Genomic DNA, 23,221 nt, shown 5'->3' with positions numbered 1-23,221 from the left:
GAATGTCCTCGCCCAGCGACTACGTCGCCTTCTGGAACGATACGCTGGCCGACAAGTTCAACCGCTACCAGCACATCCTGATGAATGGCCTCAGCTACCACAGCCGGGTGGCCCTCGAGGAGCTGGAGCTGTCCCCCGGCTCGCGCATTCTCGACGTGGGTTGCGGCTGGGGCGATACCGCCATTCAGCTTGCGCGAATGACCGGCCCCGAGGGCGAGGTGCTGGGCATCGACTGCGTCGACGCCTTTCTCGAGGACGCACGGCGTCGCGCCGAGGAAGCCGGTGTTCGCAACGTGCGCTTCGAGGCCGCCGACGTCGAGCACTACGCCTTCGCCGCGCACTTCGACCTGTGCTTCTCGCGCTTCGGCATGATGTTCTTCGAGCATCCGGTCCCCGCCATGCGCAACGTCTTCCAGGCCCTGAAGCCCGGCGGGGAGTTGGTATTCATCGTCTGGCGCGATATCGCCGACAATCCCTGGTTGGGGCTGCCGAAGGAGGTGGTGCTCGACTTCCTGCCGCCTCCCGGTGACAACGCGCGCAGCTGTGGCCCCGGGCCCTTCTCGATGGCCGATCCCGACACGGTCCGCCAGCAGCTCGAGATCGCCGGCTTTACCGACATCGGTTTCGGCCGCAACGACGGCCCGGTCGAGGTGGGCGACTCGGTGGAGGAGGCGGTGCGTTTCCAGCTGGCGCTGGGTCCGGCGGGAGAGGTGTTCCGCGAGGCCGGCGAGGAGGCCGAGCGGCAGCGTCCCGACATCGAGGCGGCGCTGCGCAAGGCGCTGACGCCCTTCGAGCAGGGCGGCAGGATCGTGATGGGGTCGAGTTCCTGGACGATCGTCGCCCGCAAGTCCCACGGCTGAACCTTCCGATGGCGCGGTGGCGCGTCGCCGTTCACCACCCAGAGAGGCACGGGTTAACCGCCCGTGCCTCTCTGCGTTCATGTGACCCGCTGGGCCGGCACCTGCCACTCGTTATTTCATTCTATTAAATCGAAAATATATTTCGATTTAAGCCGCTTTTGTTCGTAAATATTGAACTGTAAGCTTTCTAACAAGTCATCGAGACACGCCAACTTTCACCTCATCCCGCGCCCGAAGGAGGCCCATCATGAACACCAAACTGACCCTTTCCGCCCTGCTGATCGCCGCACTGCCGCTGGCCGCCCAGGCTCACGACAACGCCTCCGAGCGTGCCCTGCAACTCAACCAGCAGCCGCTCTCGGCGCCGAGTCATCAGGCCTCGAACGTGCAGGTCGATGTCGACCAGGCCAATGGCGACAGCAGGGCCATGAAGGAGGCTCGCGCCAGCCTGCCGAGCCACAGCGACGAGACTCACATCGATGTTTCCGGCGACGCTCTGTCGCTGGCCCGGGAAGCCACCAGCTGATAGGTGCTCGCCGCCACGCTGGCTTCTTGCCGGAACGAACAAGGCCCCGCCAAGCGGGGCCTCGTTCGTTGATGAGCGCTCGTTGGACTTAATGCCCGTCACTTCCCGCGCATTACCCGCACGATGTCGCTCACCGTCGCCAGGGCGATCTCGGCCGGCGTCTTGCTGCCGAGATCCAGGCCGATCGGCATGTGAATGCGTTCGAGGGCCGCCTCGTCGATGCCGCCGCTGCGCCTGAGACGCTCGGCACGCTTCTCCGAGGTGCGCCGGGAGCCCATGACGCCGATGTAGAAGGCGTCACCGCGCACGGCCTCGAGCATGGTCAGGTCGTCCAGACGCGGGTCGTGGGTGACGGCGACCACCGCCGTCATGCGGTGCGCCCCCTCGCGGCGCAGGAACTCGCTCGGCAGCTCGCGGTGGCCGTGGGCATCGCCGAGCTCGATGCCTTCCCAGGCCTCGGGGCGCGGATCGCACACCACCACCTCGAAGCCCAGCGCCAGGCCGAACTGTACGCAGAACTGGCTGACCGGCGAGAGGCCGGCGACCAGCAGCCGCGCGGCGGGGCCGACGTGGATGCTTACCGCTTCTGCCTCGCGCGTCACGCCCGGCCCCATGGCCGCCGCCAGCTGCCAGTGGCTCTCGCCGCCGTCGAGGGCCACGCGGCGCTCCAGCAGCTGGCCGCCCTGCAGCGCCTCGCCGTAGGCCTCGAGCTCGTCGGCCACCGCCACCGACGCGGCGCCGGCCGGCCAGTGCTCGATCAGCACCTCGAGCCTCCCCTCGCAGGGCAGGCTCACCCGGCTGCCGTGCAGCGCGTCGGGGCCGTTGCCGTAGGCGATGACCTGGGCCGGCGCGCGGAAGTCGCCCGCCGCGAGCCGTTCCAGGAAATCCTCCTCCACGCAGCCGCCGGACAGCGAGCCCACATGGCGGCCGTCGGCCCGGGCGACCAGCAGGGCGCCCGGTTCGCGCGGTGCTGAGCCGAAGGTCGAGAGCACCGTGCACCACCACAGGTCATGACCCTCGGCGTGCCAGCGCCGCGCGGCCTCGACCACGTCCACATCCAGTGCGCGCATGGTCAGCCCTTCAGCTGGTTGGCGATCGGCAGCCGACGAATGCGCTGGCCGGTGGCGGCGAAGATGGCGTTGGTCACGGCCGGTGCCAGCGGCGGCACGCCGGGCTCGCCGACGCCGGTCGGCGCCTCGGCGGACGGCACGATATGCACCTCGATCTCGGGCATCTCGTTCAGGCGCAGCACCTGGAAGTCATGGAAGTTCGACTGCTGCACCTGGCCGTCGTCGAGGGTCAGCTCGCTGTGCAGCGCCGCCGCCAGGGCGAAGCCGATGCCGCCTTCCATCTGGGCGCGGACCATGTCCGGGTTGATCGCCAGCCCGCAGTCCACCGCGCACACCACCCGGTCGACCTTGAGCTGGCCGTCGGCGTCGACCGAGACCTCGGCGACCTGGGCGACGTAGCTGGCGAAGGACTCGTGGACGGCGATGCCGCGGCCACGCTTCACGCCCTCGGCGCCGCCTTCCAGCGGCGTCGACCAGCCGGCCTTCTCGGCCGCCAGGTCGAGCACGCCCTGCCAGCGCGGGCGCTCATGGAGCCGCTCGCGGCGGTACCGGTAAGGGTCCTGGCCGGCCGCCACGGCGGCCTCGTCGATCAGGCTCTCGGTGGAGAAGCCGGTGTGAGTGTGGCCCACGGAGCGCCACCACTGCACCGGCACGCCGATATCGCTCGGCGTGTGCAGCTCGACGTTGAGCGAGGGCACGCCGTAGGCCAGTTCGGCGACGCCCTCCACCGAGGTGGGGTCGATGCCGTCCTTGACCATCATCGATTCCATCGGCGTGCCGGTCATGATCGACTGGCCGACCAGGCGCTGGTGCCAGGCGGTCAGGTTGCCGTCGGCGTCCAGGGCGAGGCGGGCGCGGTGATAGTTGAAGGGGCGATAGTGGCCGCCGCGGGTGTCGTCCTCGCGGGTCCAGACCATCTTGATCGGCACGGCCTGGCCCTGGTCACGGGCGGCCAGGGCGATCGCCACCGCCTCCAGCACGTAGTCGCTGACCGGGTTGGCGCGGCGGCCGAAGCTGCCGCCGGCGAACAGCTGCTGGATGCGTACCTGTTCCGGGGGCAGATCGAGCAGCTTGGCGACCTGTTGCTGATCGAGGGTCTGCCACTGCTCGCCGTTGAGGATATTGACGTGATCGTCCTTGAGATCGACCACGCAGTTGAGCGGCTCCATGGCGGCGTGGGCCAGGTAGGGCACCACGTAGTCGGCCTCGATGACCTGGTCGGCCTCGTTGAGTGCCGCGCTGGCGTCGCCTCGGTCGGTGACCGTGTCGCCGGGTTGGCTGGCACGCTCGCGGTAGTCGGCCTCGAGCGCCTCGCTGCCCATGGTGAACGCCTGGCTGTCGTCCCATTCGAGGGTCAGGGCGTCGCGGCCCTTGATGGCGGCCCAGGTGTTGGTGGCCAGCACCGCGATCAGGTCGCCGTCGCGGGTCGGGGAGGGGAAGCGTACGCTGGCCACCACGCCCGGCACCTTGAGCGCCTCGGCGTCGTCGACGCCGGTCAGCCGGCTGCCGAAGCGCGGCGGATGCGCCGGCACGGCGATCAGCATGCCGTCGAGCTGGACGTCCTGGGTGAAGCGGGCGCTGCCGTCGGTCTTGGCCGGGCTGTCCTGGCGCATCAGCCGCTGCTTGCCGATCAGCGTGAACTGCTCGGGCGACTTCAGCGTGACCTCGTCGGGCACCGGCTGGTCGGCGGCGGCCTCGGCCAGCTCGCCGAAGCCGAGCTCGCGCCTGGAGGCCTCGTGGATGACCTTGCTCTGGTTGACGCTGAGGCTGCCCGGCGAGACCTCGAGTTGCTCGGCGGCGGCGCCCACCAGCATGGCCCGGGCCTTGGCGCCGGCCTGTCGCATCTGCTCGAAGGAGTTGGCGATGGAGGTGCTGCCGCCGGTGCCCTGGATGCCGAAGGCGAGGTTCTGGTAGCGCTGGGTATCGGCCGGGGCGCCCTCGACGCGCACCGAAGCCCAGTCGGCGTCGAGCTCCTCGGCGACCAGGGTGGCGAGCCCGGTGTAGGTGCCCTGACCCATCTCGATGTGCTTGGCGATCACCACCACTTCGCCTTCCGGCGTCACGCGCACGAAGGCGTTGGGCGCGAACTCGCCCTGCTCTCCCGTTTGGCCGGCGGCCCGGGCCTGGCCGTTACGGCCCAGCAGCGGGGCGATGTAGAGCCCCAGGGCGAGCCCGGAGGCGCCCTTCATGAAGCCGCGGCGGCTGACGTTGACCGTCGACAGGGCGGCCGCGGCGCGGGACTGTGCTTGCTGCTTCAAGACGTGCATCAGGACACCTCCTGGCCGAGGGAGGCCGCGGCCTCGTGGATGGCGGCACGAATGCGGGCATAGGTGGCGCAGCGGCAGATGTTGCCACTCATGGCGCCGTCGATGGCACTGTCGTCCGGCGCGGGGTTGCCCTGCAGCAGGGCGGTCGCCGACATGATCTGGCCGGACTGGCAGTAGCCGCACTGGACCACGTCGAGCTCGCGCCAGGCCTGCTGCACGCTGGCCCCGGCCGGGTCGTCGCCGATGGCCTCGATGGTGGTGATCTCGCGATCGCCCACCGCGGCAATCGGGGTGATGCAGCTGCGGGTGGCCTGGCCGTCCAGATGAACGGTGCAGGCGCCGCACAGGCCGCGACCGCAGCCGTACTTGGTGCCGGTGAAGCCGACGAGATCGCGAATCGCCCACAGCAGGGGCATGTCGGCCGGGGCATCCACCTCGTGGGTCTGCCCGTTGATGGTGAGGGTCGTCACGGGTCGTTCTCCTCTTGTCGTTCTTGGTTGGCGCGTCTGCGTCCGGTCAGTCTAGACACGGTCCTCGCGCCACAGGGCGGTGAGATCGTCGGGCGCGTCGATATCGAGATGGATGCCGGGATCGTCGACCCCGATCTCATGGCTGCAGTCGCGATGGTGGGCGATGACGCGCCGTGCGCCCTCGTCGCCGTCGAGGGCGGCAAGCTCTGCCCAGACGTCGCGGCCGAACAGCACCGGATGGCCCGGTCGGCCGGCGTGCCGGGGGCGGACGATGTGCCCGGTCGCGGCCCGATCGCTCAGTGACACGAGCGTCGCGGGGGCGATGTTTGGCATGTCGCCGAGCAGCACCGCGGCGGCGGGCGCCCGGGACAGGCTTGGGTCGGAGCACAGCGCGGCGAAGGCGTCGGCCAGGCTGGCGCCGAGGCCGTCCGCGGCACGGTGAGCGCGCAGGATCGGCGTGTCGGGCGCCAGGCCGAGGGCGACGGGGTCGTCGTCCTCGCGCAGCACCACCCACAGACGCGGAAAGACCACCGACGCCGTGGCGAGCGTGGCGGCCAGCAGCGTCCGGCCCGAGGGCAGTCGGGCCAGACGCTTGTCCGTGGCACCGAAGCGCCGGGAAGCGCCGGCGGCCAGGATCACCGCCACCGGCTCAGGTCTCACAGCCTAACCAGCATCTTGCCGCGGTTGGCGCCCTCGAACAGCTTGAGGAAGGCATCCGGGGTGCGCTCCAGGCCGTCTTCCACGGTTTCCTCGTGGTCGAGCCGTCCGGTGACCACCTGGGGGCCGACTTCCTCGAGGAACGTCGGGTAATGGGCCCAGTGGTCGAAGACGATGAAGCCTTCCATGCGCGCACGACGAATCAGCACCATCGCCAGGTTGCTGGGGCCGGGGCTCGGTGTGGCCTCGTTGTAGCCGGTGATCAGCCCGCACACCGCGATGCGCGCGCCGACGCGCAGCGTGTTCAACGCTGCCTCGAGGCATACGCCGCCGACGTTCTCGTAGTAGACGTCGAAGCCCTCGGGGCAGGCCTCGTTGAGCGCCGCGGTGAGCTGGGCGGCGTCGCGGCCCTTGTAGCTGACCGCCTTGACACCGTGAGCCTCGAGCCAGTCGAGCTTGTCTTGGGAGCCGGCGATGCCGACCACGGTGCCGCCCCTGGCCTTGGCCAGCTGCACGGCCAGCGAGCCCACCGCGCCGGCGGCGCCGCTGACCAACACGTTGTCGCCTTCGTTCATCTCGGCGATGCGGTTCAGGCCGGCCCAGGCGGTCATGCCGGGCATGCCCAGCACGCCCAGGTAGGCCTGTTCCGGCACGTCGAAGGCGGGTAGGCGTTCGAGCCCCTCGGCGGGCAGCTGGGCGACGTCGCGCCAGCCGCCCATGTGGCGGACCTTGGTGCCTGTGGGAAAGGCTTCGGCGCGTGACTCGATCACCTCGCCGATGGCGGCGCCTTCCAGCGGCGCCCCCAGCGTGAAAGGCGCGATATAGGTGGTCACGCCGGTCATGCGTCCTCGCATGTAAGGATCCACCGAGAGCCAGGTGTTTCGCACCCGGACCTCGCCCTCGGCCAGCGCCGGCAGTTCGGCGGTTTCCAGCTCGAAGAGATCGCGTTCCGGCGTGCCTTCGGGGTGGGCGTGGATGGTGAAGTAGCGTGACTGCATGTCGTGCTCTCCTGGTGGGGGATGGCGAGATCGGTGCGGTTCAAAGCCTACGCCATGGCGACGATTATCGGCCAGCGAGCCGCGGCCACGACGTCGCCGGCCGCCTCGGGGAGACGGCCGGAGGGTGAGCGCTCAGTGCCTCATTCCTTGAGCGAGGCCATGTCGATGACGAAGCGGTAGCGGACGTCGCCCTTCTCCATGCGCTCGAAGGCGGTGTTGATGTCCTGGATGTTCACCGTCTCGATATCGCAGCGGATGTCGTGTTCGGCGCAGAAATCCAGCAGCTCCTGGGTCTCCTCGATGCCACCGATCAGTGAGCCGGCCAGCACGCGGCGCTTGAATACCAGGTTGGCGCCTTGTACCGCCGGCTCGATCGGGTCGAGCAGGCCCACCAGGATGTGGGTGCCGTCGTATTTCAGCGCCGCCAGGTAAGGGTTGAGGTCGTGCTGCACCGGTACGGTATCGAGCATGAAGTCGTAGGTCTCGGCGACCGCCGCCATCTGCTCCTCGTCGGTGGAGACCACCACGTGGTGGGCGCCATGACGGCGGGCCTCCTCGACCTTGGCCTCGGAGCGGGTGAACACCGTGACCTCGGCGCCCAGCGCCTTGGCGAGCTTGACACCCATGTGCCCGAGGCCGCCCATGCCGATCACGCCAACCTTGTGGCCCGGCTTGACGCCGTAGTGCTTGAGCGGCGAGTAGGTGGTGATGCCCGCGCACAGGATCGGTGCGGCGGAGGCCAGGTCGATGCCCTCGGGCATGCGCAGCACGAAGTGCTCGCTGACCACGATCCGGTCGGCGTAACCGCCCTGGGTGAGGCTGCCGTCGTGGCGATCGTCGCTGCCGTAGGTCATGGTGAAACCGTTCAGGCAGTACTGCTCGTTACCGTCCTCACAGGGCTGACAGTGACGGCAGGAATCGACCATGCAGCCCACGCCGACGATATCGCCGACCTGGTGTTGGCTGACCTCGTCGCCGACGGCGGTCACGCGGCCGACGATCTCGTGACCCGGCACGAGCGGGTAGCGGGTCATGCCCCAGTCATTGCGGGCGAAGTGCAGGTCGCTGTGGCAGACGCCGCAGTAGAGGATCTCGATGGCGACGTCGTCCGGGCGAGGCTGGCGACGCTCGACGCTGAACGGGGCCAGCGGCTTGTCGGCGGCGAAGGCCGCGTAAGCGTTGGTCTGACTCATGAAGCATCCTCCTGGCGGGTAGTGAGGGCTCGAGGTGCCCAAGGCACCTCGGCGAATCGCTCGAGCATTATGGATGCCAGGCGCCGGCATCGGGTCGACGTTTCTCCGTCATTTTTGTCAAATCCTTCGGCATGGGGCGACCGGTGGATGCGATAGTGGGTAAAATTGTCACGATCATCTCGCCATCACCTTCACAGGAGACGCCAGTCCGTGCCCCGTACCTGCCCTCTGATCGAGCTGATTTCGCCGCTGGTCGAGCGTGACGGCTATACCCCGACGCGGCTGCCGGGCGTCACGCTGATGGCCTCACGCCGACCGGTGCCACGCACGCCGCTGATCTATGATCCCAGCCTGATCATCGTCGCCCAGGGGTACAAGATCGGATATCTCGGCGACCGCGAGATTCATTATGGCCCCGGCCAGTACCTGGTGCAGACGCTGCCGCTGCCCTTCGAGTGCGAGACCCATGCCTCGCTGGAGGCGCCGCTGCTGGGCGTATCGGTTCGCCTGGATCCGGCGCTGCTCGGCGAGCTGGTGGCGGCCATGGCCGAAATGACAGGGGGAGAGGCGTCGCCGGTGCCCATGGACTCGGTCTCGATGTCGGCCGGCATGGAAGGCGCGGTGGAGCGATTGCTGCGTACGCTGCACGACCCGGACGAGATCGCGGCCATGGGGCCACAGCGGGTGCGCGACGTGGTCTTCGAGGCGCTTCGCGGTCGACAGGGTGGGGCGCTGCGAGCGCTGGTGCATCATCAGGGGTACTATTCGCGCATCGTGCAGGTGCTGTCGTGGCTGCATGCCCATTATGCGGATGACGTGTCGGTCGAGGATCTGGCGCGCCAGGCCAGCATGAGTCCCACGACCTTCCATCAGCACTTCAAGCAGGTCACCCAGGCGTCGCCGCTGCAGTACCTGAAGCGACTGCGGCTGATCAAGGCCCAGCAGCTGCTGGTGCAGGAAGCCTGCAACGTCAATCAGGCCGCGGAGGCGGTGGGCTATCGCAGCGTGTCGCAGTTCAGCCGCGACTATAAGCGCTGTTTCGGCACCTCGCCGCTGCAGCATCGCAAGGAAGAGCGGGCACTGCAGACGTCGTGAGCCGGCAGGGTGGTGGGCCTCGATCGGCAACCTCCTTCATGGCCCCGCTCGAGGAAGCGGAACCGTCCCGGGAAGTAGGGCAGTAGATGGGTGCCGCAAAAGGACCGGGCATCGAGGCGAGGAGCGCCGCGTCGGTGGTGGCCGCGATCACACCCGCTGGATATCGATCACGTAACCGATGATCGGATAGCCGGCCTTGTTGGCGGCCTTCTCGGCTTCCATCTGAGCCTCGAGCTTGGAGATGCTGGTGGAGTGGTACTCGAAGGCGGTGTCCATCTCCAGCTGCTTGGTGCGTACGGCAAGCTTGACGATATGGCCGGTCTTCATCTCGCTGGCGGAGGCCCTGGGCGGCTGGGGCTTCTTGGCGGCGGGCCGGGTCGTCTTCTGCGGTTTGGCGGGCTGTGATTCGGCTTCGAGGAAGGCGTCGATCTCCTCGTGCATGGATCGTTCGAAATCCTTCAGGTCGTCGGTGCTCATCGGGTTCCTTCTCGTGGATTATCGAGTCTGTAGTGTACTACGAAATTCGGGGTGGCTTGCCAGCGACAGAAAAAGAGCGTGTTGTCTTTCATTTTTTGACCGAGAGTTTGGGCCAGGTTTCCAGCCAACGCTTATCGCACAAGCGTTTGTCGAGTGCATGTGGCTTCGGGTTGTTGGGGTTCAGCGTGACCGTGAGTTCGAATAACGCCTTGAGTCCAAAGGGGGAAATGAGCGAAATGTCTTGGCCATTTTTCAAGGTGGCACCAACTGCCGTTTCGACCTCAACCCATTGGCTCATGGCATCTGAAGTTGACGTGTAGGGGCTGTCACCGTTTCTCGTGTGCATTCGGGCCTGATTCTTCACTGACCAAGGAAAATGGAGAATACTGGAAAGGCGATGTTCAAGGTCCCGGTCTCGGCTTGCGGATATATCCGATGGGTCGAAGTAGACAAGGTCGATATCGTTCAGCGGTGTGATGGATGTGAATTGATGAAGCTTGTCCCAGACAAGATTGCGCACGAAGCCGGCGGCAAGGCACCAGTCTGGAAGTGAAAGGCGTGAGGCAGCGGCAAGCGCTTGCCGTCTTTCAGGGTCATTCTCTATCCACTTCCTGACCATGTCTGCGGCGCCTATCATGCCTGCACCATGCTTATCCATTCACTAGCCTTCGGTATTGTCGAGTGGTTGTTAACTCTGATGCGGGAGGCGTGCTTATTCCGGCCATTCCAGGTAAGCCCTCAAGGTGGGCTCGTATTTCTGGCTCAGTGATAGCACATTCGTCCTCGACGGATTGGTGGGTATCGCGAGAGAAACGCCGACAGTCGGTCGTATCAAGGAAAAGACGAATGATCATCAGCACCGAATCCTTTCGGCCAAGGGGCACGGTACAGCGTGTCCCGATGGAGAAGCGGAATGTCTGATCGACGATATCAGATGACTTTGAGCATAAGTGACCTGCGAGACGAGGTAAATGTCCTCTGCGATACGTTACGTGACCGTCAGGTAATGGAAGCATTCAAGCTGACGTATGGATCATTATCCTGATGGAGAGCTGTCATGAGCGAGTATACGGAGTATCTGCGCGATGTGTTCGTACGGCTGGGACCGATCGATCTGCGGCGCATGTTCGGCGGTTACGGGGTCTATCACGATGGGGTGATGTTTGCCCTGGTGGTCGATGAGACGCTGTACCTCAAGACGGATGCGGGGAACGTCGAGGACTTCGAACGCGAGGGGCTGCCGGCCTTCGAGTACCTGCGCCGTGGCAAGGTGGTGAGGCTTTCCTACCGTCAGGCGCCGGAAGCGCTGTTCGAGGATCCCGAGCTGGCGCAGGAATGGGCCTGCCGCTCGCTTCAGGCGGCACGGCGAGGTCGCGGCGCCTGAAGCGAGTGGCGGCCCGGGGAGGGTCACACTCTTCGAGAGACCTTGCCATGGCCCGGCGTTGGGCGTCAGCTCTGGGTGGCCAGGCGCTCGATATCGGCAACGATGTTGTCCAGCGGGTCGCTGTCGCGCATCAGCAGCTGGGCATCGCCCTGCGGGTCGAAGGCGAAGACCGCGCTGGAATGGGTGACGTCGTAGCGGCCGTCGGCGTCCGGCTCGTCGTAGGAATAGGTGATGCGATAGCGGTTGGTCAGCGCATCGATCTGCTCGGTCTCGCCGGTGAGGCCGACGAACTGGGGCCCGAAGGCATCGGCATAGCGGCCCATGACCTCGGGGGTGTCGCGGGCCGGGTCCACCGAGACGAACAGCACCTGAACGTCGTCACGGAGGGATTCGTCGAGCTGGTGGGTAGCCGCCGAGAGTCGTGCCAGGGTGGTCGGGCAGACGTCCGGGCAGTGGGTGTAGCCGAAGTACAGCAGCGTGGTCTTGCCGAGATAGTCGTCGGCCTGCACCGTCTCGCCGTCCTCGTCGACCAGGGTGAAGTCGAGGGCCGGCATGATCTCGGAGACGTCGGTGGTGCGCCAGTTCTGGTCGCTGCAGCCGGCCAGCGTCAGCGCTGCCAGCATCGGCAGAGTCCAGCGAGCAAGCGTCCGGCGGGTCGGGATGGCGGTCATGGTCACTCTCATGGCGGACAGTATCTCGACTACAGGGCGGCGGGAGACACCACGTCGAAGGTCACCGGCAGGGGCGGCGCGTCGGCGAACTCCAGCGTGACCTCGAGTGCGTCGCCTACGGCCAGCGGTTGGCTACGCTGCATCAGCATCAGGTGATAGCCCTTGGGCGCGAACTCGAGGGTGTCGCCGGGCGCGACCTCGAGTTCGGAGACGCCGTGCATGCTCGACATGCCGTCTTCCTGCACCGTCCGGTGCAGCATGACGCGCTCGAAGGCGTCGCTGTCGGCGCCGGTCAGGGTGACGCGTTCGTCGCCAGCGTTATGCAGCCGGAAATAGCCGGCGGCGGGCAGGTCGCCCGGCATCAGCCGCAGGCGGGCGTCGCTGACGTCCAGCTCGGCTGCCTGCACGGTGGCGGTCGTCATCAGGGCCGTCAGCAGGCCCAGTGCCATTCGACGGGACTGGCGAGCGGTGCGTCTTGCGCTTGGCATGGTGTCGTGTCTCCGTTCGGGACGCGGCCGAGGAATCAGCACACGGCCGACAGGCTGCAATGCGACTGATAGCGGCGCGAGGTGATGTCCAGGGTGAGGCGGTCGGCGTTGGTATCGTAGAAGAAGGAGGCGTAGCCGTGCTCCGTGTCCTCGGTGCGATACAGGCCGCAGATGCCGTAGCCGTACTGGACTTCCTGCAGGTTCTTGAGTTCGATCTCGCCGCTGGTGCCGAGCTCGTCGGCCAGGGCCTGCTGGATCTTGCGATCGAGGCCGCTGTCGGAGAGCGCCTGGCCGCCGAAGATGAAGCCGGCGAGGGCCAGGATCAGAACCACCGGGATGGCCAGCAGGAAGATGAAAGGGCGCTTGTGAGTCATGCCGGCGATTCTATGTCGCTGGCCGGAGACGGGCAAGCGAGCGCCGCTCGGTGTCCCGCGGCATTTGGCCGCGGGGCTGGGCTCTCAGCGTGGCGGTGTGGGATCAGTCTTGGAGACGGTCGCCGCGCCCGTCGCCATCGGGCTTCGACGCGTCGGGACAGGGGTCGTCGGGAGCGTCGCCGGGATAGGTGAGCGGGCTGAAGGTGTCGTCGAAGACCGCATCGAGGTCGAAGGAGGAGTGCCGGCCGAGGGCATCGAAGTTTGCGTCGAGCCAGCGCTCGGCCCAGGCGCGTCCCTGGTCGTGCAGCCGCGAGATGAATTCCCACTCGGCGTTCATCTTGCTTGAGGCACTGAGCTCCTGGACGTCCTGCTCGGCATGGATCAGGTGCAGGCGCATCGCGCGCACACGCTCGAGCTCCAGGCCCTCGACCTCGATCAGCCGCTGTAACAGCTGGATGCTGCGCAGCTCCTTGATCAGGCTCGAGTTGAAGGTGATCTCGTTGACCCGGTTGATGATCTCCCGGGCGCTGCCGGGCAGCTGGCGGCGCATCAGCGGATTGACCTGCACCACCACCAGGTCGCTGCAGCCGCGGTTGTCGACCAGCGGGTAGAGCGCCGGATTGCCGCTGTAGCCGCCGTCCCAGTAGGCCTCGCCGTCGATCTCCACGGCCGGGAACAGGGTGGGCAGGCAGGCCGAGGCCATCAGGGTGTCCAGCGACAGGTGGGGTTGGCGGAAGATCGTCGCGCGGCCGGTGCGCACGTTGGTGGCATTGACGAACACCTTGACCTGCCCGCAGGCGTTGACGCGTTCGAAGTCCACCTGCTCCTTGACCAGGTCGCGCAGCGGGTTGATGCCCAGCGGGTTGAGGCGTGCCGGGTCGACCAGTCGGGTCAGCCCCTCCATGAACAGGTAGCCCGGTGAGTGATCGAGGCTGTCGTTGCCTACCAGCCGGTCCCAGAAGGTGCGGCGTAGCGGTGAGAAGCGCGACAGCCGGCTCACCGCCTGCCAGAAATCGCGCAGTGCCTCGCGGGCACCGTCGCGGCCGTTGCGGTGCAGGCCGTCGGCGAGTATCACGGCGTTCATGGCCCCCGCGCTGGTGCCGCTGATGGCATCGATTTCCAGCCGGTCGTCTTCCAGCAGGCGGTCGAGCACGCCCCAGGTCAAGGCGCCGTGGGAGCCGCCGCCCTGCAGCGCCAGGTCGATGCGCTTGCGCGCTGCCGTCGGGGTGCCGTTCGTCATGTGGCTCGTCTCCGTTCTCGGTCGCCATGCTGCGCTGCAGTGTAGTCCCCCATGGCGTTGATTGCCGTCGACGCAAGCGACAGGGCCGTGCTCGATAATGACGCGAGCCCATCGGCCTTGGGCGCGATGGGCTCGAACGGAGGGGCCGGCGCCGCTCCCCGCAGGGGGCCCGGCGCCGGAAAGGCGGAAAGGTCAGGTGTTGGCGGTGCTGGCCTGACGGGCCGCTGCGTGGCGACTGCGTACCACGCGATAGCCCACGGCACCGGCGATCACCAGCATGCCGCCGCAGCCGATGGCCAGGGCGTAGGCGCCGGTGACCGCGGACTCGGCGATGCCGAAGCGGCCGGCCAGCTCGGCCAGGGTGTCGGCGTACTGACGCCACAGGAAGGCGCCGACGCCGACGCCCGCCAGCATGGTGAACACGGCGACGCCGCGGGAGCCGGCGGCCCAGCCGGCGGGCTCGTGCTCGTCGTCGCGATGCAGGAAGGCCCGATAGTCGCTCTCGGCCTGGCTGACCCGGGTCATCGACGAGGCCACGGCGATTGCCACCAGCGCCATCAGGGTGCTGAGCAGCACCGGGTGCAGGTAGGTCGGCAGCGCGATCCATTCGGCCTGCACCATCAGCGACAGGATGAGGTTGCCGATGAAGCCGACCGTCAGGCCCCAGCCGGCGCCGGCAGCGGTGATGCGACGGCTCCAGATGCTCATCAGCGCCACCGGGCCCCAGGACGAGGCGAACAGGGTCGCGGCGAACCACACCACGGCCATCACCGCCGGCGGCTGGAACAGCGCCAGGATCAAGGCGATCAGGCCGGCACCCAGCACCGCGAACCGGCTGGTACGCATGGCCGCGGCCTCGCTGCTGTTGGCCGGCATGATGTCGTTGGAGATGCTGAAGCCGATGATCGACAGGAAGGTGGAGCAGGACGACAGGCCGGCGGCGAAGACGCCGGTGAGGATCACCACGCCGAGCCAGGTCGGCAGCACGTTGAGGGCGGCCCAGACCATGGCGCGTTCGCCGTTCAGGGTCGGGTCGTAGAGGTTGATGGCCGCGCCGGTCATCATCATCAGGGCATAGAAGACTGCCAGCGATACCGCGGTGAGCATGGCCGAGCGCATGACCACGTGTTCGTTGCGCGCCATCAGGTAACGGCTGGACTGCCAGGGGCTCGCCGCCAGTACGGCGGCCCACACCAGGCCCAGGGTCAGGCCCCAGGTCAGCGCTTCGCCCGGCGTGGCGAAGGTCGCGTCGTCGCCCTGCAGTACGCCATGCCAGAGCGCGATGCCGGGCTTGTCGCTCTGGGTCAGCAGGCCCTCGACCACGCCGTGCCAGCCGCCCAGGTCCTGGATGATGTAGAGCGAGCCGCCGAGGGCGGCCACCGAGAAGATCACGAACATGATGGTGTCGGTCAGCATCACGCCCGGCGAGCCGGAGTAGAGGATGAAGCCGGTGTAGGTCAGCCACACCAGCACCAGGCCGACCCAGTAGGGCAGGCCGGTGAGTTCCTGGAACATGATGCCGGCGCCCTGCATCACACCCAGCAGGTAGGCGCCCAGGCCGAGCACCGTGGTCAGGCCGGCGATCCGCTGCACGCGCTTGGAGGCGAAGCGCTTGCCGAAGAACTCCGGCACGGTCAGGGCACCGCTGCGGCGCAGATAGCGGCCGAAGGCCAGCGCGCCCAGCAGGCAGCCGGAGGTGCTGATGGCGGCGAAGATGAGCATCACGAAGGGATAGCCCTGATAGGCGAAGCCGGTTTCGCCGAGAAAGGCGCTGGTGCTCAGGTAGCTGGCGACCAGGGTGCCGAGGATGAGGAAGGTCGGGGCGTTGCGTCCGGCGACCAGATAGTCGTCGAGGTGCTTGACCCGTCGTCCGGCCAGATGGCCGATGACGAAGTAGCCGATCAGGCTCAGCAGGATGGCGCTGGTATAAACCATGGTGGGAACCGTGTGTTGTCGAATTGTGCTGCCTCATGATGCGGTTACGCCCGGGGCAGGGCGTTCTCGCAGCGTCATGATACAAGGCCAATACGACATGGGCCCCGCCACAGGGCCGGCTAGCGGTTGGCGCACCCCATCAGCAGCGCGCCCTCGACGGGCACGAAGCGGTCGGCGGCGCGGATCAGGGCGTCGGCGGTATAGGCGGGCACGCCGAACACCTCCACCTCGACCCCGAACCGTTCGCGCAGCCTGTCGACCAGCGGCGCGAAGTCGCCGTCGCCGGAGATCAGCACCACCACGTCGGCATCAACCGCATGGTCGATGGCGTCCAGGGTGATGCCCACGTCCCAGTCGCCCTTGGCCGAGCCGTCGGCGCGTCGGATGAAGGGCTTGAGCTTCACCTCGAAGCCGATGGCGCGAAGGATGTTCTGGAACTGGCGCTGTTTTTCGTCGCCGCGGTCGATGGCGTAGGCGATGGCGCGGCTAACCCGCCGGCCCTCGGTGGCGCGGGCCCAGAGGGCGTTGTAGTCGACGTTGCGCCCGTGGGCCTGGCGGCTGGTGTAGTAGAGGTTCTGGACGTCGAGCAGGATCAGTGCCGTGGGCATGCGGGGTCTCGGTGGGCGAGGTGGGAAGAGCCGGCGCGCCGCAGAACGGCGCGCCGGCTTTCAGTCCGCGGCGTCTGGCCGCGAGCCGAGGATATGGTACACGCTGCCGTCGCGCACCATGGGATCATCGGGATTGACGACGATATCGGAGTGCGCCAGCACGAAGGCCTTGCCGGTGATGGTGTTCTCCACCACCGTCTGGCCGCCCTCCTGGCGGGTGCCGGTGAACTGGCCGATGAAGCCGGTCTCGCGCAGCGACACGGTCTCGAGCCGGTCGCCCGGCCGGATGCGGCCCTCGTGATGCATCAGCGCCAGACGCGCCGAGGTGCCGGTGCCGGTGGTGCTGCGACAGATCACGCCGGGATGCACGTAGGTGGTGGAGCGCGAGCGGTAGAAGCCGTCGGCCACTTCCGTCACCGGGCCCATGAAGTGCAGGAAGGGCAGCGGGCCCACGTCGCCCAGGGTGTAGTGGGTGAAGCCGCGCTCGGCCTGCAGCGCCTCGACGATCTTGTAGGCGCAGTCGGACAGCGCGCGTTCCTCCTCGCGGACCAGCGAGAAGCCGAGCTCGGTGGCATCCACCAGGGCGTAGAAGCCGCCGCTGTAGGCCACGCTGTAGGCGACCTCGCCGATGCCCGGGACGTGAATCGTCTCGCGGTAGGTGTCGATGTAGCTCGGCAGTCCCTCGCAGGTGATGGCCTCGACCACGTCGTTCTCGACCAGCGCCTCGATCTGCACGCGCCCGGCGGGCGATTCCAGCAGGAAGTGCTGGCGCCCCTCGCGCTTGGGCACCAGCCCGGCCTCGAGCACCGCGGTGGCGGTGCAGATGGTGTTGGAGCCGGAATAGATCGGGTAGCCCATCACTTCCATGATGATGTACCCGGCCGCGGCCTCCGGGTCGCTGGGCGGCACGATCAGATCGACCGACATCTCGGGGATGCCGTAGGGTTCGTCGAGCAGCAGCGTGCGCAGGCCGTCGGCGCTGTCGCGCAGATAGTGCATCTGGTCGCGCACCGTGGCGCCCGGCAGCGGCGTGACGCCGCCGAGCACGATGCGGCTGACGTCGCCGCCGGCGTGGGTGTCCATCAGCCGCAGTGTCAGTTCGGGCTTGCTCATTGCTTTCCCTCGAGGGCGAAGGGCGCGCCGTGCTCGTCCCATTCTGCGTCGGGGACGATCACGATCTTGCCGAGATAGTGGCTGCCGCGATGGACGAAGTAGCGCTCCGCCGCATGCAGTTCGGAGAGCCTGAAGGCCGCGTGCAGCACCGGCCTGAGCTGGCCGCCACGAATCCATTCCATCAGCTGCTCGGCTTCCTCCCGGGTGCCGTGGGAGACGCCGAAGATCTGCACCTGGTAAAGATAGATGCGGGTCCACATGATCTCGCTGACGTTGCCGCCGCTGGCGCCGGCGATGGACAGCCGCGGGTAGGTCGAGCGGGCCGACATGTCGAAGATCATGGCGTCGATGAAGCGGTCGGTCATCTCGCCGCCCACCAGGTCCATCACCGCATCGAGCGGCGCGCCGCCGGTCACCGCCTTCACCTGCGCCTCGAAGTCGCTCATGTCGGAGCGGTCGAGCACCGCTTCGGCCCCGAGTTCGACCAGGGCGTCGGCCTTGTCCGGCTGGCTCAGGGCGTAGGGAATGGCGCCGACGACGCGGCACAGCTGGATCAGGGCGGTGCCCACGCCGCCGCTGGCGCCGGTGACGAGCACGCGCTCGCCCGACGTCACGCCGGCCGCCGTCATCATGTGATAGGCGGTCTGATAGGAGCACATGCCCATGGCCGCAAGCTCGGCGTCGGCAAGCTCGGCGTTGGGCACATGATGGAACTGGTCCGAGGGTACGGCGACGTACTCGGCGAAGCCGCCGTCGGCGCCGTGGCCGTAGTAGTCCGGCGTCAGGTTGATGTCACGGCGGGCGTCGGCGTAGAGGTTGAAGTCGAGCAGGCCACGCTCGCCCAGCCGCGAGGCATCGACGCCGTCGCCAGTGGCGACCACCCGGCCCACGACGTCGGCGCCCTGGATGCGCGGGAAGGTCAGGGTCGGGGAGCCCCCCATGGCGAACGAGGTCACGTCGCCCTGGTCCTTGGTCGGGTAGAGACCCTCGCGGGCCTTGCGGTCGGTGTTGTTCTTGGCCGTGGCGGTGACCTTGACCAGCACCTCGCCGGGGCCGGGGCGTGGCGTGGGCACGGTCTCGTCATAGACCAGCTGGTCCACGTCGCCGTGGCCGACCAGTCGCATGGCGGCCATGGTGGCGGGGACGGTGTCGGGCAGGGGCGCTGCGCCCATCGGCTCGCTCCTCGTGTCGGGTGGGTGTCCCGTGACGATAGCAAAGTCGCCAGGCCGCTCCATCCACGGTTTTTTTCGATTTCGGGCGACGCGATGGGGGATTTTTTGGTTGTGTTCGGCGCTCGCCTTCACCCATCTCCGTGCCGATGGCTGAACAGGCGATAGCCCAATGCCAGCAGGAAGCAGAGCGTGGCGGGGATTGCCAGTGCCAGGAAATGCAGGGAGGCGAACAGCCAGGCGCCGGTGCCGCCGCCGGCCACGAAGCCGACCACGAGAATGGTCAGCAGCTGGGCGCGCCGCCGGTCGAGGGGCTTGCCGCGCAGGGCGTTGCCGAGGATCAGCCCGATATCGGTGATGGTGCCGGTGAGATGGGTAGTGCGGACCACCGAGCCGCTGTAGGTGGTGGCCATGGCGTTCTGCAGCCCGCAGGCCATGGAGGCCAGGTAGTGGCCCAGGCGGGCGCCGTCGTCGAGGAAGTGGATGGCGGCCAGCAGCAGCACCCCCTCGAGAATCAGCAGCGTCTCGTAGTGGCGCCCGAGCCTGAGTGAACTGTCGGGCAGCACCAAGCCCGACAGTGCCGCGCCGATCAGGAAGCTGCCCAGGATACCGGCCAGGTGCAGGGCCGATGTGATCTCGCCATTGGCGAGCCCCGTGCCCATCAGGGTAGCCGTACCCGAGAGATGAGAGATGGCCTTGTGCTCGAAGCCCAGCAGCCCGACCGCATTGACGCAGCCGGCGATGAAGGCCAGCACGAAGGCGCCGTATTCGACCCAGCGAGGCAGCCTGGAGATCACGATGCGTCCTTGTGAGGGTGGATAAAGGCGTTGTCGTTATTTCATCATGCCCGTCGGTTCAGGGCAGCATCAGCCCCGACGCGTCCAGCCGGTCGCGCAGCTGCGCCAGGCCGCCTTCGTATTCCCAGTACATCACGCGCCCGTGCGATCCCGTCACCAGCAGGTACTGCTCGCTGATCGACTGAATGCGCTCGATGGCCACCAGCTTGGTGGTGAAGTCGTCCTGGCCTTGCTCTCGGATTTCGCGGTTGTCCTCATCGAATCCGTGGACGATGTGCGCCGTCCTGACGCTCACTTCCAGATATTTCATGGCGACTTTTTCGCCTCCTTGCAGTGTGCAAATTTCGGGGATAAACGGCTCGAATCTGGCCAGGAATGGCGCGAAATGAATGGGCAAAAGGCGCGCAACGATGCGGCTTGATGACGATAACACATTAAATATGTTGCCTTCTTGAGACAGGGTGTGTCGTCGCGGCGCCACATGGGTAAGGCCTCGGGGCTTCGCTAGAATGGCTGCCATTCATCAGGCCCAGGAGGCATCATGTCATTTCGCCCGTTGACCCTTGCGACCCTGTTGCTTGCTGCCCTGTTTCTGGCCGGCTGCAGCTACACGCCCGCCCGTATCGATCCCGAACCGCTGCTCGAGATCGGTGGGCACCACGATCGCGACTATCACCGCCATGGTGGTGGCTTCTGCCCACCGGGCCAGGCGAAGAAAGGGCGCTGCTGAGATGACCGTCTCACGTCGCCACGGCGTCATGGGAGGCCTGGCAGTGGCGGCCGTTCTGCTGATGACGGGGTGCAGCTACACGCCGGCGCGCATCGACACCGGCCCTCTGGTGGAGATCGGTGGCTATCACGATGGCCATCGTCATCACGAGCGGCGCGAGTATCGCCACTATCGTCGTCATGACGATCACTACCGTGAGCGTCGCCACCACAGGCACCATCGTGACTACGGCGATCATCGTCGTCGCGGTGGCTTCTGCCCGCCCGGGCTGGCCATGCAGGGGCGCTGCTGAGCGGCGCCGCCTGCCTACTAGCCTTCGTTTCCTTCCACGAGTGCCGCTTCCAGCGTCGCCAGCCGGCCCGGCACCAGGGCATCCTCCACGGCGGTGATCCGCAGCAGGTGGCCGAGTGCCGGATGAGCCGCGCGGGCGGTCAGCTTGCCCTCGTCCAGCAACCTGGCGTGCACGCGTGCGGCCAGCTCGGGGCTGGGCAGGCGAAGGGCGATGAAGTTGGTGGCGCTCGGCAGCACGTCGGCACCCAGGGCACGGAAATGTGCCGTCAGCCGCTCGCGCCGCGCGATGACGTCGCGCAGATGACGGTCTATCTCGGCAGGGTGATCCAGCACCACCTCGGCGGCCGCCAGGCTGAGCGACGACACCGCATAGTGGATGCGCACCTTCTGCATCATCGCGCGGGTCTCGGGCTCGACGATCGCGTAGCCGACGCGCAACCCGGCCAGCCCCATGGCCTTCGACAGCGTGCGGCAGCGAATCACGCCGGGCAGGGCGCGGGTGAATCCGGGCGCGTCGGCATCGTCGCGGAAGTCATGATAGGCCTCGTCCAGCAGCAGCCAGCAGTCCTCGGGAAGCGCCTCGCGTAGCCGGGCGACGTCGTCGACCTCATGGCGGTGGCCGGTGGGGTTATCCGGATTGGCCAGGTACACCAGGCGGGCGTTTTCCCGTTGGGCGGCCTCGGCCAGGGCGTCGAGGTTCGGCGCCAGGCCTTCCTCATTCTCTCGATAGTCGACTTCCACCAGGCGGCAGCCCTGGCCACGGGCGAAGTAGCCGAAGGTCGGGTAGGTGCCGGCGGAGGCGATCACGGTGGTGCCGGTCGGTGCCACGGTGCGAAGGGCCAGGGCCAACAGGCTGTCGCAGCCGGCATCCACCAGCAGGCTGTCGACGTCGAAACCGTGGCGACGCGCCAGGCGCTCACGCAGGGCCATGGCTTCGGCGTCGCCGTAGCAGGTGACGTGCTTGGCCATGGCCTCGCCGAAGTGCTCACGCAGCGCGGCATGGGGCATGTCGAGCCCCTCGTTGGAGCCCAGCCGGTGCGGAATGGCGTGGCCCAGACGCCGCTGCAGCGCCGCGAGGCCGGGAAAGGGGTTGTCGGGACCGGGCGAATAGAGGTGGTCGGCGAAGCGGGGCATGGGGCCTCTCTCGATGCACGGTGGATGTGGGCCCTGTCCTGGGAGGCGGGCTCGCTCATCGTATGAGGTTACCGGCCCTTTGGGTCGCCCTGCCAGTAGGGCGTGGCCAGACCGAGGCGCGTGCTCTTCAGTGTTTCCTGGCCACCAGCCAGTGGGTCACGCCCAGCGCCAGTACCACGGCCGCGATGGACAGCACGTATTCGGCGGAGACGGTCGAGATGTCCAGCACGATGACCTTACGGGCGATGGCCATCAGCGCCGTGGCGACGACCAGTTGGATGGGGAGAACGTTGGTACCCAGGTAGAGGCGGATGTTGATGAAGATCTCGATGGCGATCAGGACCACCATGAAGGCGCCGAACAGCCGGAAGATGTCGCCGACCTCGAGCAGCAGGAAGGGAGGTGAGGCGAGCTCCTGGTAAAGCACGTAGACGACATCGAAGATGCCCCACAGGATCACGAACACCATCAGCACGGCCAGTGCCTTCACACCGACGCGAATGATGCGGTGAAGCCAGCCGATCAGCGGATCCTCGTGTTCCTCGGGGAGCTCGTCGTGGAGCAGCCGAGGTGGATCGTCGCGGGGTACCCGTGGCTCGTCACGTTCGTCGCTCATCATGACCTCCTGGTCGCCAGACCTTCACTGTGCCACCGGAATATCCTTTCCACCAAGAAAAACGCCACGACGCGAGCGTCGTGGCGATCTTGCATTCCTCCCTGGGCATCGTCCCGATGCCGAGATCGGCGTCCCTTGGGGGCGTCCTGCCCCGTGCGTCCCTGGCGAAGCGAGTGGCAGTGTCCGTTGCCGATTCCTGTCTTGAGCCGTTGTAGTCTCGGTCAGGCGCATGACGGTGGAGTGAATCGACGATGACGATTCGATGTCGGTCGTGCTTTGGCTTCCGTATCTCTCTTCGGGTGTCAGCCTTCCGCGTCAGGCTCCAGCGAACTCAACAGCCCGCGCAACAGCGAGAGCTCCTTGCGCGAGGGCTGGGCACGAGCGAACAGCGCCTGCAGCTGTTCTTCGGTGCGGGCATGGGGCTGAGTGATAAAACCGCTGGCCTGCATCAGGCGAGACAAATGGTCGTGGAAGTGGCCCAGCTGTTCCCGGGTCGGCTGGCGATCCTGGGCCGGCCGAGCGGCCTGGAAGCCGCTGTCCGGTCGCTGTCGCCAGGCGCGGAAAGTCTCGTAGGCGAGTACCTGAACGGCCTGGGAGAGGTTGAGCACGCCGTAGTCCGGGTTGGCGGGAATGCTGACCTGGTGACTGCAGCAGCGGATCTCGTCGTTGGTCAGCCCGAAGCGCTCGCGGCCGAACACCAGAGCGACGGGATCGCTCGCGGCATGCGCCACCAGCGACTCGGCCATCTCGGCGGGCTCGTCGAAGTGGGGCAGGGGCATGCTGCGCAGTCGGGCGCTGGCGCCGATCACCTGGACGCAGTCGCTCACGGCCTCTTCCAGCGAGCCGACCACTCGGGCTGCGTCGACGAGGTCCTCGGCGCCGGCGGCCAGTCGGCTGGCCTCGGGGTGAGGGAAGTCGCGCGGGTTGACCAGCACCAGGTCGGTGAGCCCCATGGTCTTCATGGCCCGCGCCGAGGCGCCGATATTGCCGGGGTGGTAGGTCTGGACGAGGACGATGCGGATATGGGAGAGCATGGACAGTAGGGCAGCCAGAAGATG

27 protein-coding genes are annotated in these 23,221 nt (G+C 67.1%); 6 read left to right on the top strand and 21 right to left on the bottom strand.

Annotated elements, in window-relative coordinates; translation table 11 throughout:
• The first annotated feature begins 2 nt into the window (after positions 1-2).
• Positions 3-860 carry a class I SAM-dependent methyltransferase gene (locus tag UN84_RS09605; RefSeq protein WP_046077997.1) on the top strand — a complete coding sequence of 286 codons (858 nt, stop codon included), beginning with the start codon at positions 3-5 and terminating at the stop codon, positions 858-860.
• Between the two features lie 247 nt (positions 861-1,107).
• A complete protein-coding gene (locus UN84_RS09600) occupies positions 1,108-1,386 on the top strand; it encodes a hypothetical protein (protein WP_046077998.1) in 279 nt (92 codons plus the stop codon).
• Positions 1,387-1,484: 98 nt separating this feature from the next.
• Here the strand turns inward: UN84_RS09600 and UN84_RS09595 are convergent, their stop codons facing one another.
• The 6 genes from UN84_RS09595 to UN84_RS09570 all read right to left on the bottom strand — a co-directional run bounded on the left by UN84_RS09595 (position 1,485) and on the right by UN84_RS09570 (position 8,041).
• The gene (locus UN84_RS09595; RefSeq protein ID WP_046077999.1) at positions 1,485-2,456 is read right to left on the bottom strand and encodes an XdhC family protein; all 972 of its coding nucleotides are present in this window, start codon (positions 2,454-2,456) and stop codon (positions 1,485-1,487) included.
• A 2-nt stretch (positions 2,457-2,458) separates the two neighbouring features.
• Positions 2,459-4,723 (bottom strand): xanthine dehydrogenase family protein molybdopterin-binding subunit, encoded by a 2,265-nt coding sequence (locus UN84_RS09590; RefSeq protein ID WP_046078000.1) that lies wholly within the window; start codon positions 4,721-4,723, stop codon positions 2,459-2,461.
• A complete protein-coding gene (locus UN84_RS09585; protein ID WP_035595611.1) occupies positions 4,723-5,193 on the bottom strand; it encodes a (2Fe-2S)-binding protein in 471 nt (156 codons plus the stop codon). Before UN84_RS09585 ends, UN84_RS09590 begins: the two co-directional genes overlap by 1 nt.
• A 51-nt stretch (positions 5,194-5,244) precedes the next feature.
• On the bottom strand, positions 5,245-5,853 hold the full coding sequence (locus UN84_RS09580) for a nucleotidyltransferase family protein (RefSeq protein ID WP_046078001.1): 609 nt from the start codon (positions 5,851-5,853) through the stop codon (positions 5,245-5,247).
• On the bottom strand, positions 5,850-6,848 hold the full coding sequence (locus UN84_RS09575; protein ID WP_046078002.1) for an NADP-dependent oxidoreductase: 999 nt from the start codon (positions 6,846-6,848) through the stop codon (positions 5,850-5,852). Before UN84_RS09575 ends, UN84_RS09580 begins: the two co-directional genes overlap by 4 nt.
• A gap of 140 nt (positions 6,849-6,988) precedes the next feature.
• A complete protein-coding gene (locus UN84_RS09570) occupies positions 6,989-8,041 on the bottom strand; it encodes an NAD(P)-dependent alcohol dehydrogenase (protein WP_046078003.1) in 1,053 nt (350 codons plus the stop codon).
• Between the two features lie 210 nt (positions 8,042-8,251).
• On the opposite strand from UN84_RS09570, the gene UN84_RS09565 reads away from it, so the two are divergent.
• Positions 8,252-9,136: an AraC family transcriptional regulator gene (locus tag UN84_RS09565; protein WP_046078004.1), complete on the top strand. Its 885-nt coding sequence runs from the start codon at positions 8,252-8,254 to the stop codon at positions 9,134-9,136.
• A 147-nt stretch (positions 9,137-9,283) separates the two neighbouring features.
• Here UN84_RS09565 and UN84_RS09560 read toward each other — a convergent pair whose 3' ends face one another.
• Positions 9,284-9,613 carry a hypothetical protein gene (locus UN84_RS09560; RefSeq protein WP_035595600.1) on the bottom strand — a complete coding sequence of 110 codons (330 nt, stop codon included), beginning with the start codon at positions 9,611-9,613 and terminating at the stop codon, positions 9,284-9,286.
• A gap of 88 nt (positions 9,614-9,701) precedes the next feature.
• On the bottom strand, positions 9,702-10,271 hold the full coding sequence (locus UN84_RS09555) for a nucleotidyltransferase family protein (RefSeq protein ID WP_082090808.1): 570 nt from the start codon (positions 10,269-10,271) through the stop codon (positions 9,702-9,704).
• A gap of 399 nt (positions 10,272-10,670) precedes the next feature.
• Between UN84_RS09555 and UN84_RS09550 the strand changes: the two genes are divergently transcribed.
• Positions 10,671-10,997 carry a TfoX/Sxy family protein gene (locus UN84_RS09550; protein WP_046078005.1) on the top strand — a complete coding sequence of 109 codons (327 nt, stop codon included), beginning with the start codon at positions 10,671-10,673 and terminating at the stop codon, positions 10,995-10,997.
• 65 nt (positions 10,998-11,062) lie between these two features.
• On the opposite strand, the gene UN84_RS09545 is transcribed toward UN84_RS09550, so the two are convergent.
• The 10 genes from UN84_RS09545 to UN84_RS09500 all read right to left on the bottom strand — a co-directional run bounded on the left by UN84_RS09545 (position 11,063) and on the right by UN84_RS09500 (position 19,702).
• Positions 11,063-11,668 carry an SCO family protein gene (locus tag UN84_RS09545; RefSeq protein WP_046078006.1) on the bottom strand — a complete coding sequence of 202 codons (606 nt, stop codon included), beginning with the start codon at positions 11,666-11,668 and terminating at the stop codon, positions 11,063-11,065.
• Between the two features lie 29 nt (positions 11,669-11,697).
• Positions 11,698-12,156: a copper chaperone PCu(A)C gene (locus UN84_RS09540; RefSeq protein ID WP_046078007.1), complete on the bottom strand. Its 459-nt coding sequence runs from the start codon at positions 12,154-12,156 to the stop codon at positions 11,698-11,700.
• Between the two features lie 35 nt (positions 12,157-12,191).
• On the bottom strand, positions 12,192-12,530 hold the full coding sequence (locus tag UN84_RS09535) for a hypothetical protein (protein WP_046078008.1): 339 nt from the start codon (positions 12,528-12,530) through the stop codon (positions 12,192-12,194).
• A 103-nt stretch (positions 12,531-12,633) separates the two neighbouring features.
• Positions 12,634-13,770, bottom strand: a complete 1,137-nt coding sequence (locus UN84_RS09530; RefSeq protein ID WP_082090809.1) for a patatin-like phospholipase family protein — start codon at positions 13,768-13,770, stop codon at positions 12,634-12,636.
• A gap of 192 nt (positions 13,771-13,962) precedes the next feature.
• Entirely contained in the window at positions 13,963-15,705 is a 1,743-nt protein-coding gene (locus UN84_RS09525; RefSeq protein ID WP_046078009.1) for a sodium:solute symporter family protein, read from the bottom strand.
• Positions 15,706-15,824: 119 nt separating this feature from the next.
• Positions 15,825-16,313: a LabA-like NYN domain-containing protein gene (locus tag UN84_RS09520; RefSeq protein WP_046078010.1), complete on the bottom strand. Its 489-nt coding sequence runs from the start codon at positions 16,311-16,313 to the stop codon at positions 15,825-15,827.
• 60 nt (positions 16,314-16,373) lie between these two features.
• The gene (locus tag UN84_RS09515; RefSeq protein ID WP_046078011.1) at positions 16,374-17,426 is read right to left on the bottom strand and encodes a proline racemase family protein; all 1,053 of its coding nucleotides are present in this window, start codon (positions 17,424-17,426) and stop codon (positions 16,374-16,376) included.
• Entirely contained in the window at positions 17,423-18,598 is a 1,176-nt protein-coding gene (locus tag UN84_RS09510) for a zinc-binding dehydrogenase (protein WP_046078012.1), read from the bottom strand. Before UN84_RS09510 ends, UN84_RS09515 begins: the two co-directional genes overlap by 4 nt.
• 128 nt (positions 18,599-18,726) lie before the next feature.
• Positions 18,727-19,392 (bottom strand): YoaK family protein, encoded by a 666-nt coding sequence (locus UN84_RS09505; protein ID WP_046078013.1) that lies wholly within the window; start codon positions 19,390-19,392, stop codon positions 18,727-18,729.
• Between the two features lie 58 nt (positions 19,393-19,450).
• Positions 19,451-19,702 (bottom strand): hypothetical protein, encoded by a 252-nt coding sequence (locus tag UN84_RS09500; RefSeq protein ID WP_046078014.1) that lies wholly within the window; start codon positions 19,700-19,702, stop codon positions 19,451-19,453.
• Positions 19,703-19,933: 231 nt separating this feature from the next.
• On the opposite strand from UN84_RS09500, the gene UN84_RS09495 reads away from it, so the two are divergent.
• Both UN84_RS09495 and UN84_RS09490 read left to right on the top strand, forming a co-directional pair.
• Entirely contained in the window at positions 19,934-20,122 is a 189-nt protein-coding gene (locus UN84_RS09495) for a hypothetical protein (protein ID WP_046078015.1), read from the top strand.
• 1 nt (position 20,123) lies between these two features.
• Positions 20,124-20,414 (top strand): hypothetical protein, encoded by a 291-nt coding sequence (locus UN84_RS09490; protein WP_052719257.1) that lies wholly within the window; start codon positions 20,124-20,126, stop codon positions 20,412-20,414.
• 17 nt (positions 20,415-20,431) lie between these two features.
• Here UN84_RS09490 and UN84_RS09485 read toward each other — a convergent pair whose 3' ends face one another.
• The 3 genes from UN84_RS09485 to UN84_RS09475 form a co-directional block, all read right to left on the bottom strand.
• Positions 20,432-21,547, bottom strand: coding sequence for a pyridoxal phosphate-dependent aminotransferase (locus UN84_RS09485; protein WP_046078016.1), 1,116 nt, complete (start codon positions 21,545-21,547; stop codon positions 20,432-20,434).
• Positions 21,548-21,674: 127 nt separating this feature from the next.
• The gene (locus UN84_RS09480; protein WP_046078017.1) at positions 21,675-22,163 is read right to left on the bottom strand and encodes a phosphate-starvation-inducible PsiE family protein; all 489 of its coding nucleotides are present in this window, start codon (positions 22,161-22,163) and stop codon (positions 21,675-21,677) included.
• Positions 22,164-22,465: 302 nt separating this feature from the next.
• Positions 22,466-23,197: an RNA methyltransferase gene (locus tag UN84_RS09475; protein ID WP_046078018.1), complete on the bottom strand. Its 732-nt coding sequence runs from the start codon at positions 23,195-23,197 to the stop codon at positions 22,466-22,468.
• Between the last annotated feature and the right edge of the window lie 24 nt (positions 23,198-23,221).

The sequence above is a fragment of the Halomonas sp. HG01 genome (assembly GCF_000968715.2).
Taxonomy (GTDB): Bacteria; Pseudomonadota; Gammaproteobacteria; order Pseudomonadales; family Halomonadaceae; genus Halomonas; species Halomonas halophila.
Note: the sequence above shows the minus strand (reverse complement) of the source record. Positions and strands in the feature narration are given on the sequence as shown.